Genomic DNA, 11878 nt, shown 5'->3' with positions numbered 1-11878 from the left:
GAAGCAGAAAGGTTTATATGCGTATATAACAACATTATCCCTCTCTCTCATCTCTCAAAGCATTTGCTTTGCAGGAATTGGCACCATTTCAACATAAGTTGACGGTTGCCGGGCTTCACAGGGCACAGTCCCTCCACCTCTCTTAATAAGAGAAATCAGATTAAATTTTCGTCTGATTTAAAATTTATGAAATTGTCTATATTTTATGAATTGAATTGTATCAATATCCACACGCTCTGTCAACAGAAATTTTCGTAAAAAAAGAAACTTCAGAATTTTAAGCTCCTACTGACATCGGTTTACATATATGAAACATCGATTCAACTAATAACATCGTTCGATACGTTCCAGAATATTGTACCCGTCCATCACTCATTAACTTTTGCAACCTCATATTTCCAGTCACTAATTTTTGTACATCCTCTTCCTCTAAACAAACGATTTGTTCCGTTCCTCTCGCCTCTTTCAAAAGTTCTATATAATCTCTTGAAATTTGTAACGAACAGCATTCATCTCCAAAACGAAAATTAACAGTTCTTTCTCCTTGCCTTAAAAGCGGTTCTAAATGATATTGACCATTAGCGTAATTTACAAATGATTGAAGCAAAGAATATAATTTCATCCTAAACCACATCCCTCATATCACTTTCTATTACATACCATTCCCTCTTATTAAAGGGCAATCCTGTTATTTTCGCTCGACAAATACTGTATCTATCACGCATGTCGACATATTTCCCAAGAAATATGTCGAGGCGGCAAAAACTTTGCCGCCTACTTTAATTCCGTATATAAATATTCAACCGAATGAAATGCATATATTTTCTTCATCAGTGTCCCATTTTCAAAAATAAGTAAACACGGTACACTTTCTATCCCATACTCTTTCGCTAAATGCGGGGCATAATTTAAATCTAACATTCCAATTTTCAAATCTTCAATCGTCATCTCAACGACCGTTAACATCTTCTTTGCCAATTGGCATGTTCCACACATTGGTGTATACACATATAACACTGTTTTTTCTTCATTTCCTATTAGGGCTGTAGCTTCGGCACCTGTCCAATCAATCACTTCTATCATTCCTTACCGTAAATATTCTGTATAAACGTCAATGTCTGCTCCCCATAATACATTTGCTAAATGTGAAGAAGGCGCAGTCGCCACCTCGCGATACGAGCGATCAATATAAATATGCTCTGCTTGCGGAAATTCTTTTCGGAATTGTTTCCTTAACTTTTCTCCTGCATCATCAGCATCCACTAGCACATATACGTCCTTATCAAAAAATTGATCAATGAGCTCATCCATTTTCGACAAACCAATTGTACCATTTGTACAAACAATTTCCACTGGTTCACGAATAATAGATTCAATCTTTCTTCTATCCGATTTACCTTCTACAATAATGACTTTTTCCACATAAATCATATGTCATCACCCGATCACCATATACTATACAACCTTTAACTTAGTATATAGTATATTCGTTATTTTCATGTTGTTTCCTGTTTATTTTTGCAAAAGAAAAGCGCAAGCGGCTCGCTCAGCATGAAGCCTCCATGAAAAAAGTTTTTCAAAAACGTTCTCCTACATAATAATTAATATATATGTTTTTAAATTCATTATGTACACAACATAAAAAAGGACAGCACAAAGGCTGTCCTTTTTCTTCGACTATAATTAGTCTTGGTTTGTCATTTCTGCATATTTTTCTGCAGTTAATAACTTCTCAACTTGGCTTGCATCAGAAAGTTCAACTTTAACCATCCATGCACCCTCGTATGGAGATTCGTTAACTAGTTCTGGTTGGTCACTTAATTCTTCGTTTACTGCTACAACTTTACCACTTACAGGTGCGTATAATTCAGAAACTGTTTTAACAGATTCTACGCTTCCGAATGGCTCGTCAGCTTGGATTGTTGCACCTACTTCAGGAAGTTCAACGAATACGATATCGCCTAACTCACCTTGCGCAAAATGAGTAATACCGATAACAACCGCATTACCTTCTGTTTTTACCCATTCGTGTTCTTCAGAGTAACGTAAATTATTTGGAATGCTCATGACTGTACCTCCAGTGAATGTATTAATTATGTAAAAATACCTTATTGGTACTTTTTCCACACACTTTCAAACTGCTCTTCGTTAAAACCAAGTGTTACACTCGTTCCATCTGTTACAATTGGACGTTTAATTAACATGCCATCAGATGCTAAAAGCTCATACATTTCGTCTTCGCTTGCATCCTTTAACTTATCTTTTAAACCAAGTTCGCGGTAACGCATTCCACTTGTATTAAAGAATTTTTTTAATGGTAATTCACTTTTCTCATGTAAATTACGTAAATCTTCTTTTGACGGTGGATTTTCAACAATATGAATCATCTCATATGCTACATCGTTTGCCTCAAACCATTTCTTTGCTTTTTGACATGTGCCACATTTTGGATATGAATAAAATGTTACTGTCATAAATTCACCTACTTTTTTACTAACCTTTACCTTTATCATATAGAAAACATTTTATTATTTCAAACGATTATTCGCTAAACTTTTACTTATTTCGTGATAATTTTTAATAATCCTGCTAATTTTTCTTATTTTTCCGCCATTTATTAAGAAAAAATAAATATATAATTTTTTAAAAATTTTTTCTCATCCCACGCCGAACATATATCTTAAACAAACGTTTGATTAATTTCATATTTTTCTACCTCAACCTTCGGAATACGTAGATTCTTTTATACCGAACATATACCTTAAACAAACGTTTGATTAATTTCATGTTTTTCTACCCCAGCCTTTGGAATACATGAATTCTTCCATACCGAACATACCTCTTAAACAAACGTTTGATTAATTTCATGTTTTTCTATATCACCTTTGGAATACAGGATTTTCTATACCGAACATATATCTTAAACAAACGTTTATCCCGCATTAACGGGCAGTAAGACTCCCACCTCGAAATTCGGCAAATGCAAGGAATTTAGGTGGGAGATAACTTCCCGTAAAAGCCTGATTGGTGCGGGCTAATAATCAGTGGGGAATGGACAAAACCCCCACTGATTAAAGTTTCACTTTATTTAAAAAATAAGAAGCCTCGTTTACAGGCTCCTTCATCATCGACTTAAATAGTCCGAAATGGTTTGAAACACTACTATATACATATTATGAATACTTTCTTCTGTATTTCCACCATTCGATAAACCAACTCCCCATTGTTGCCCTTCGCCACTTCCAATATTTGCAAAACCTTGCGCGTACATAGCATTTACATCTTTTGGTGCACTGTTATACTCTATATTTTTTGTAATAAAAGTCGAATATGATTTATCTTGTAAGCCAATAAAAAACACTGGTTTCTTTAACGATAAAAATAAATCTTTATACTGCTCTTTCGAAGCTTCTTGAAAGTGCTCTTTCATTATTAGAAAACCATCTACTGCTCCAGATTCCTTTTTCAGTTCTTCTAACTTCACTTTTTCAAACTTTATATTTCTAAATGTATCTTTCGGCTTTTCACCAACAACTCCAATGACGAGTGCTCTCCCGTTATATTCTAAATTCTCTCCTTCTTTATCTTTTGCACACCCAGTACTCACTAGGCATAACAATATAAAAACTAAGAAATACAGTGAACGCTTCATATAGCACCCTCCCCCTCTTTTAAGTCAAGTGACAAAAATGTAAGGTGAATTCAAGAAAATGTAAGTAAAATCGATAGCCCAATTGGATTTTCTATATTATAATCAATTGAATTTATTTACATTACTAAAACATAGGAGATTATCATGAAGAAATTTAAACTTTCATCTCTTCTTCCGTTAAGTTATATACTTCTACTCGTACTCGTAAGTCCCCTTTACGATGTATTAAATAAATCTACTGTTCACGCAGTAGATGTCACAACTGTAGTAGATAATTGGATTCCATTTGTGAAAGCATTCATTATTCCTTACTTACTTTGGTTTCCATACTTATACGGTGCACTTATTTATTACTGTTTTGCTGATCGAAAGCAATATTATGTCACTTTAAGTAGTGTAATTCTTGGAAAACTTGCTTGTTTTTCGATTTATTTTTTTTGGCAGACAACTGTACCACGCCCAACCGTCGTTGGAACAGATGTATTTTCCGAACTAGTCCGCTATATTTATAGTATTGATCATCCAGTAAACTGCTTCCCAAGCATTCATGTCCTTACGACATTTGTAATTATGTTAGCTGCCTTTAAGCGTAGAGAACAGCATACTTTGGAATATTACATCCTTACTTTCTTCGGTACGCTTATTATTTTATCAACATTATTTACGAAGCAGCATGCATTTGTAGACGCCATTTCTGGAATGACGCTTGCAAGCGTACTTTACTTCGGTGTTCAGTTGTTATTAGCAAAAGAAACCGTACGTGTTCCAGTAAAACAAAATCAAAAAATGTAAAAAGCAGACTGTGGCTTCAGTCTGCTTTTCTCTATATTAAGGAGATTTTCAAATTAAGATTGTGGTACAGTCATGTCACCAGAATGAATACGACCTGCTTTTTTAAGAGCAATGTAAAGTATATAAGAAACAGCTACTGGAATGATGATATAAGTGATTACCATCGCTGGGACAACTTCCCACCCTTGGCTGGAAATTAAATTAATTGGTGCGATAAGAGAGCTTAATCCAAGACCTGCAATTTCTTTTCCTGCTTCCAGTTGGAAAATTAGTGCCGATACTGGACCAACTATTGCACTGGCGACGACAGTTGGGACGAGAATCATTGGATTTTTAGTAATGTTCGGTAACTGCACTTTTGGAGTACAAAGTGCCTGAGCTAATATGCCGCCTAAGTTATTTTCTTTCGCTGAAATAACAGAGAATCCGATAAATTGAGCAACACATCCTGCAAGTGCTGCACCGCCTGCAACACCGTCTAAGCTAAGCGCTATCGCTAACGCAGCTGATGAAGCTGGAGAGATAAGTAACAATCCCCAAACTACAGCAATCACGATAGAAGCGATAAACGGGCTACCAGCTGAACTATCTTTAATGAATGCTCCAACTGTATTTAAAACTGGGCTAATATTTTGAGCTAACCAAATACCGACTAAACCAGAACCTAATATTGCTGCAAATGGAACGAGCATCATATCTAAAGCAGTTTTTCCACTTAATCGTTTACCAATATAAACTGCTAAAGTCGCTGTTAATAATGCACCGATTGGTTCACCTGTTTTAATGATGAGACCAGCTTCAGTAATTGAAATTGAACCAGCTCCAATTGCTCCAGCTACCATCGCTGAGAAAATTACGAGTCCGTTTGCACCGAGCATAAAGGCAATCCCGGCTCCAATTGCTGGTGCCATAAGTGATTTTGCAACAACTCCGATTGTAATAAGTAATGGGATATCAACAATTCTTCCTATATTTTCGATCAGCAAACCAATTCCAAGGGATACGAAAATACCCTGTGCGATTCCGGCAGAAGCTTTAAACACACGAGACATTATATATTCCTTCATTTGTTTCACCTTCTCCTATAATTTAGTAACCAATTGTTTTCATATAATCGCGTAAAACATCGTTTGATTTTGCAAAGCGACTTTCTTCATCTTCTGATAAGTTTAGTTCTACCACTTCTCTTATACCATCTCTAGTAATAATTGCTGGTACTCCTGTACAAATATCGTATTCGCCATATTCACCATCTAAAATAGCTGAAACAGCGATAACACGGTGATCATCATTGAAAATTGAGCGAGCAATATAAGCTAAAGAATTTCCGATTCCGTAATAAGTAGTTCCTTTGCGCTTATAAATTTCCCATCCAGCTTTTGCAGTCTTCTCAACAATTTCATCTAAATCTATTTCACCAAATTGGTCTTTTTTCTCTTCTAAAATTTGTAAAATCGACTTTCCACCAACAGTTACGTGAGACCAAGCAACCATTTGAGAATCACCATGTTCTCCTAATGAATACCCATGAATACTACGAGGGTCTACATGTAACATTTCAGATAAAATTGTTCTTAAGCGAGAAGAATCTAGTGATGTACCTGTACCAATCACACGATTTCTAGGTAATCCAGATAGCTTCCACACTTGATATGTAATAATGTCAACTGGGTTCGATGCGAGTAAGAAAATGCCATCAAATCCACTTTCCATTACTCCGCCAACAACACCCTCCATAATCTTAGCGCTGGCTCCTAAAGTGTCTAAACGACTTTGTCCAGGCTTCGGCGCTGGTCCTGCTGTAATAATGACAATGTCCATATCTTTGCAGTCTTCATAACTTCCTGCATATACTTTTGTTCTTGTATTTGTAAAGTTAATGCAGTGCGATAAATCCATCGCTTCTCCAACTGCACGTTCATGATTTATATCAATTAACAATAGCTCTTCGCAAATCCCTTGGTTTACAATGGAATACGCACAGCTTGATCCAACTAATCCAGTACCGATAATTGCAATTTTTCTTGTGTTTCTATTCATAGCAATCTCTCCTAATTGATCATGTAGTCTATTTCTTTCGTTCTTTACACCCCTAATTATAGAGGTTCTCACGATAGAAACCATGGATACTTTGTGAAATATTGAGCAAAGTTTTTGTCCTTTTTGTGAATTGTTATATTACATTTTCGTCATATTTGTTACAACCGGAAAAATATTTTTTATGTATTTATTGACATATATAAAGTGAAACTTTAATCAGTGGTGGTTTTGTTCATCCCCCACTGATTATTAGTTGAACCAATCGGGCTTTTACGGGCAGTTGATCCCCCACCTAACTTCTTTGCTTTCGCTAAATTTTGAGGTGGGGGGCTTACTGCCCGTTAATGCGGGACAAAACAAAAAAAACGAGCGACTTCATTCGCTCGTTTTTTTCATCCTATTATTCCGCACTTAATTGACTTTTTAATTGCTGTACAATCATTGGATTAGCAGGCGCTGCCGGCTTATAATAACTTTTTTGCTTTGCGTATTCATACATATTACGTTGACGAGATTCATCTTGATTACGAATTTGAATTAACGTTTGATGTAACTGTTCATTATCAGACTGAGAAATATAATTTGCATAACTTGTTAAACTTGCATTTAATCCTGCTAAATAATCATTTACCATATCTTTTTCATTCATATCTCTCTTCCTCCTATCCTAAAAAAGTCATTAACTGCTGTTTCGTATTTCGTGCATCTTGCGCATCCTTTTGTAGCATTTGCTTTAGTTGTGGATCTGTACAAGCCTGTGCATACTGGTCCAATTTGTTAATAATCGTCGCATGGCCACCAATTAAATGACGTAAGTTTTCTACTTCAAGCTCTGTTAAATTTTGCATAGGACATACCCGCCTTTCTTTTTTCATTCGTCATTAGTATTTGGATTTTTTTGGATTGTATACATAAAAAAAATCGCAGTATACAAAGCCTACTTTTCATTTTTTTACACGCGTGTTCGAATATGCAAAATTACATATTTTTAACTTTTATTTTCACATTAAAATATAGGCATATACTATAAAATAATAAACATGAAAATCCCTTTAAATTACTTCTCATTCTTTGCAATTCCACTATTTTTCTTATTCATCATCTCTCGTCTTCTTTTACACCAAATAATAAATTATTAATGAAAGGAGAAATAAACATGAAAACACATGACTTCCTTACAGAAATCCAGAAAGGCTCTGAACCTAATCCATATCAAGATCCTATCGTATTTATTTTCCTTTGTTTTTCCTTAGCCATATACACATTTTTAAAACCATCAAAATAATATTATCTAGCAAAAAAGAGCCTCTAAATTATTTGAGGCTCTTCCTTGTTAAATTCCGCTTTGCTTCTTCAATCGCCCGTTGCATTTGTGGTAATGGATTTTCAATCATCTTCCCATGCCCTGTCGCCAATATAGACGGCTTATACTCCAGCAATTTCTGAGCACTCGTTAATGAAACTTCTGCATCCCAAGTACCAAACATAGGAAACGGAAAAAGCCACTTCAATTGCCCCGCTACCGCTATCCCGCCTCTCGTTTGAAATGCATCTCCAACAATGAGTGCATCATTTCTCGTGTCTAAAAACGCCATTGATCCCGGTGTATGACCTGGAGCTGCAATCGCTACAAGGGAACCTATTTGATCTCCCTCTTGAAGAAGAATATCTGGAATCGTCTTTATCCTTTTTGACACACTTACTTTTACCTGCGTGTCTGGTTCCCCTAGTTGCAGTGACAAATCTCCTTCAAGTAAACTTGCATCTCTTTTAGAAATATAGACCGGAACATTCGGCAATTCTTGTTTTATAGCATCAAGTGCTCCTATATGGTCATCATGCGCATGTGTAATAACGATATTCGTAATCGGTTTCCCTATTTTTCGAGCCGCTTCTAAAATCTTCTTTGCACAAAATGGTAAAGCAGCATCAATTAAAGTTAATCCTGTTTCTTCTTCGACAAAGTAACAGTTAATTGGAAATAGATGCGGGAAAAATGCGATTTGATAAACTGTTCCTACTCTTATTAACTTCATCTCCTTTACCTCCATTAAAAAAAGCCGTTTACAAATACATATGTAAAACAGCCCTTCTCAAGAATCCATCAACAAAAAACCAGCAGCCAACAGGCCACTGGTTCTCTTTCATCTATTAAACTGTATAACGCTCATCTTCTAAAATTTTCGCAGCGATTTCACGCTTCTTCGGAATTACGTTAAGTGGTGTGTGGCGAGTTAATTTACGTAATGATGATAACATCATGCGCAGCATGTCGCCATTTTCAACTGCGATAAGTGTTTCTTTCGCATCTGCTTCGATTTCGTTGAATGCTTCTTGGCAGAATACTTCAGTGTATAACACTTTTTGTTTATTCTTTTCAAGACCAGTTGTTTTAATTGCTTTTTCTGTACGAAGAAGAGCTGATTCCATTGCGTAAAGATTGCTTACGATGTCAGCGATATTCACAAGAATTTCTTGCTCTTTATCTAATGCTTTACCGTATTTTTGAGCAGCTAATCCAGCTACCATTAAGCCGATTTTCTTCGCGTTAGTTACTAAATATTTTTGAAGTGCTAATGGCTCATCGCCTACTTCTTCTGGCATCATCATCATTAACTCTTCTTGTAATTTTTGTGCTTTTTGAAGAAGTGGTAATTCACCTTTCATCGCTTTACGTAAGAACGTACCTGGTACGATTAGGCGGTTAATTTCGTTCGTTCCTTCGAAAATACGGTTAATACGAGAATCGCGGTACATTCTTTCAATCTCGTACTCTGCCATAAATCCGTAACCACCGTGAATTTGAACACCTTCATCTACTGTATAATCTAGTACTTCAGAACCGAATACTTTATTTAAAGAACACTCGATTGCATATTCAGCGATAGAAGCTGCTACTGCTTTACCGTCTTTTACTTCTTCTTCAGATAATGTGCTCATGCGGCTTTCGAATAAACCTACTGTACGATATACAGAGCTTTCAGCTGCATATGTTTTCGCTGCCATATTCGCAAGTTTCTCTTGAATTAATGGGAAGCGAGCGATTGGTTGTTTGAATTGTTGACGTTGATTTGCATATTGTGCTGAAATTTCTACTGCACGTTTCGCAGATCCAACTGTACCAACACCTAATTTATAACGGCCGATATTTAAAATGTTGAACGCAATAATATGGCCTTTACCGATTTCACCAAGTAGGTTTTCTTTCGGTACTAACGCATCTTCTAAAATTAACGTACGAGTTGAAGAACATTTAATACCCATTTTCTTCTCTTCAGGGCTTGTAGATACACCAGCGTAGTCTTTCTCTACGATAAATGCTGAGAAGTGCTCACCGTCTATTTTTGCGTATACGATAAATACGTCAGCAAATGCTGAGTTTGTAATCCATTGTTTTTCACCATTTAATACGTAATGCGTACCTTCTGCATTTAAACGTGCAGTTGTTTTTGCACCTAATGCGTCAGATCCTGAACCTGGCTCAGTTAATGCGTATGCCGCTAATTTTTCACCAGTTGCAAGTAGTGGTAAATATTTTTTCTTTTGCTCTTCGTTACCGAATAATACGATTGGTAAAGATCCGATACCAACGTGAGCACCGTGAGTGATTGCAAAACCACCAGCGCGCGAGAATTTCTCTGCGATTAACGCTGAGCTTACTTTATCAAGACCAATTCCGCCGTACTCTTCTGGTACGTCAGCGCCTAGTAAACCAAGTTCACCAGCTTCTTTTAAAAGACGAACAGAACGATCAAATTCGTGTTGCTCTAAATATTCAAGCTCCGGAAGAACTTCATTTACGATAAAGTCCTCTGTCGTTTTTGCAATCATTTTATGCTCAGATGAAAAATCTTCTGGCGTAAACACTTGATCAATTGTAATTTCCTCTACTAAAAAGCTACCGCCTTTAACCGCATTTCCTACTGTTTTTTCCATGAAAATTTCCTCCTTTATATTTTCATAAGCCGCTTCTCTCATTTTTTGAAAGCTGACTCTCACTTTTATTTTTCATACCCCTTTGTTGCTTCCATTCTTTGCTTTAGTGTCCTCTTGTTCTGAGCAAGCCACCTGCACTTTTTTTATAATCCAGTTCCAGCGGCTAGAATGTTCGATGGCTTCGCTTCTTCCTACGAGGCAAAGAGCGCCTCTACGTCTGAAGCTCCATCCCCCTCACATTCTGAACGAGCCGCTTCCACTTTTTTTATAGTAATTCAAACACTCCCGCTGCTCCCATTCCGCCACCGATACACATTGTTACGATACCGAATTGTTGGTTGCGACGTTTCATTTCGTGAATAAGAGATAGTGTTAGTTTTGCTCCTGTACAGCCAAGTGGATGTCCAAGTGCGATTGCACCGCCGTTTACGTTTACTTTTTCTTCATCTAGACCAAGTTCACGAATAACTTGGATAGATTGAGAAGCGAATGCTTCATTTAGTTCAAATAGACCGATATCAGATAGCTCTAAACCAGCTAATTTTAACGCTTTCGGAATTGCAGCAATTGGGCCGATTCCCATTACTTCTGGTGGTACTCCAGCTACTGCGAATGAACGGAATTTTGCAAGTGGCTTCATGCCATCGCTCACTGCTTTTTCACGATCCATTAATAGTACAGATGCTGCACCGTCACTCATTTGTGAAGAGTTACCAGCCGTTACAGAACCGCGAACATTAAATGCTGGACGTAATTTACCTAAAATGTCTAGCGTCGTCTCTGCTCTTACACCTTCGTCTTGTGCGAAAATGATTGTTTCTTCTTGCAGTTTGTTGTTTGATCCAACCGAGCGTAACGTCACATCTACAGATACTGTTTCATCCGCAAAGTTCCCTGCAGCTAATGCTTTCGCAGCACGTTGATGACTTCTTACTGCAAATGCATCTTGTTCTTCACGAGAAATTCCATATTTCACAGCAACTTGCTCTGCTGTATGCCCCATACCCATATAATATTCTGGTGCTGCTTCTACAAGGCGACTATTCGGACGAACAACGTGTCCCATCATTGGAACTAAACTCATTGATTCCGCTCCGCCTGATAATACAGCTTCAGAGTGACCAAGCATAATGCGCTCTGCTCCGTAAGCGATACTTTGTAAACCTGAAGAACAGTAACGGTTAATTGTAATAGCTGGAACATCGTAAGAAAGTCCTGCTAGCCCGCCGATATTACGAGCCATATTTAAACCTTGCTCTGCTTCTGGCATCGCACAACCGAAAATTAAATCATCGATTGGTCCTTCATAATTCGCACGCTTTAACGTTTCTTTTACTACTAACGCCCCTAGATCGTCAGGACGAACTGTTTTTAATGAACCCCTCTTTGCTTTTCCAATTGGTGTTCTTGCTCCCGCAACAATGACAGCTTCTCTCATGAACGATATCTCCCCTCGTT

At 37.1% G+C, this 11878-nt stretch carries 14 protein-coding genes and 1 riboswitch; of the genes, 1 reads left to right on the top strand and 13 read right to left on the bottom strand.

Features of this window, described 5'->3' with window-relative positions:
• Positions 1-44: 44 nt before the first annotated feature.
• A riboswitch (SAM riboswitch) is annotated at positions 45-152 on the bottom strand.
• Between the two features lie 125 nt (positions 153-277).
• The 6 genes from B5P42_RS06380 to B5P42_RS06355 form a co-directional block, all read right to left on the bottom strand.
• The gene (locus B5P42_RS06380; protein ID WP_002015939.1) at positions 278-622 is read right to left on the bottom strand and encodes a hypothetical protein; all 345 of its coding nucleotides are present in this window, start codon (positions 620-622) and stop codon (positions 278-280) included.
• A 152-nt stretch (positions 623-774) separates the two neighbouring features.
• Positions 775-1083, bottom strand: coding sequence for a thioredoxin family protein (locus tag B5P42_RS06375; protein ID WP_002015940.1), 309 nt, complete (start codon positions 1081-1083; stop codon positions 775-777).
• Positions 1084-1086: 3 nt separating this feature from the next.
• Positions 1087-1431: a toprim domain-containing protein gene (locus B5P42_RS06370; protein ID WP_000640865.1), complete on the bottom strand. Its 345-nt coding sequence runs from the start codon at positions 1429-1431 to the stop codon at positions 1087-1089.
• 252 nt (positions 1432-1683) lie between these two features.
• Positions 1684-2067, bottom strand: a complete 384-nt coding sequence (gene gcvH, locus B5P42_RS06365) for a glycine cleavage system protein GcvH (protein WP_000026895.1) — start codon at positions 2065-2067, stop codon at positions 1684-1686.
• A gap of 41 nt (positions 2068-2108) precedes the next feature.
• Positions 2109-2474, bottom strand: a complete 366-nt coding sequence (locus B5P42_RS06360) for an arsenate reductase family protein (protein ID WP_002129756.1) — start codon at positions 2472-2474, stop codon at positions 2109-2111.
• A gap of 650 nt (positions 2475-3124) precedes the next feature.
• The gene (locus B5P42_RS06355; RefSeq protein ID WP_033730842.1) at positions 3125-3652 is read right to left on the bottom strand and encodes a hypothetical protein; all 528 of its coding nucleotides are present in this window, start codon (positions 3650-3652) and stop codon (positions 3125-3127) included.
• Positions 3653-3796: 144 nt separating this feature from the next.
• On the opposite strand from B5P42_RS06355, the gene B5P42_RS06350 reads away from it, so the two are divergent.
• The gene (locus B5P42_RS06350; protein WP_113733859.1) at positions 3797-4444 is read left to right on the top strand and encodes a phosphatase PAP2 family protein; all 648 of its coding nucleotides are present in this window, start codon (positions 3797-3799) and stop codon (positions 4442-4444) included.
• 53 nt (positions 4445-4497) lie between these two features.
• On the opposite strand, the gene B5P42_RS06345 is transcribed toward B5P42_RS06350, so the two are convergent.
• From B5P42_RS06345 to B5P42_RS06315, 7 genes are all read right to left on the bottom strand, one after another.
• Positions 4498-5511, bottom strand: a complete 1014-nt coding sequence (locus tag B5P42_RS06345; protein WP_002089394.1) for a PTS sugar transporter subunit IIC — start codon at positions 5509-5511, stop codon at positions 4498-4500.
• A 22-nt stretch (positions 5512-5533) separates the two neighbouring features.
• Complete coding sequence (locus B5P42_RS06340) at positions 5534-6484, bottom strand: L-lactate dehydrogenase (protein WP_434476218.1); 951 nt, start codon at positions 6482-6484, stop codon at positions 5534-5536.
• Between the two features lie 400 nt (positions 6485-6884).
• Positions 6885-7133 carry a spore coat protein gene (locus B5P42_RS06335; RefSeq protein WP_088033206.1) on the bottom strand — a complete coding sequence of 83 codons (249 nt, stop codon included), beginning with the start codon at positions 7131-7133 and terminating at the stop codon, positions 6885-6887.
• 13 nt (positions 7134-7146) lie between these two features.
• A complete protein-coding gene (locus B5P42_RS06330) occupies positions 7147-7332 on the bottom strand; it encodes a hypothetical protein (RefSeq protein ID WP_001180550.1) in 186 nt (61 codons plus the stop codon).
• Positions 7333-7797: 465 nt separating this feature from the next.
• Positions 7798-8520 (bottom strand): MBL fold metallo-hydrolase, encoded by a 723-nt coding sequence (locus B5P42_RS06325; RefSeq protein WP_113733858.1) that lies wholly within the window; start codon positions 8518-8520, stop codon positions 7798-7800.
• 115 nt (positions 8521-8635) lie between these two features.
• Positions 8636-10420 (bottom strand): acyl-CoA dehydrogenase family protein, encoded by a 1785-nt coding sequence (locus B5P42_RS06320; RefSeq protein WP_170972678.1) that lies wholly within the window; start codon positions 10418-10420, stop codon positions 8636-8638.
• 265 nt (positions 10421-10685) lie between these two features.
• Complete coding sequence (locus B5P42_RS06315) at positions 10686-11858, bottom strand: acetyl-CoA C-acetyltransferase (RefSeq protein ID WP_001206332.1); 1173 nt, start codon at positions 11856-11858, stop codon at positions 10686-10688.
• Positions 11859-11878 lie beyond the last annotated feature (20 nt).

This window comes from Bacillus sp. SRB_331, from assembly GCF_003264175.1.
In the GTDB taxonomy this organism is placed as follows: domain Bacteria; phylum Bacillota; class Bacilli; order Bacillales; family Bacillaceae_G; genus Bacillus_A; species Bacillus_A mycoides.
Note: the sequence above shows the minus strand (reverse complement) of the source record. Positions and strands in the feature narration are given on the sequence as shown.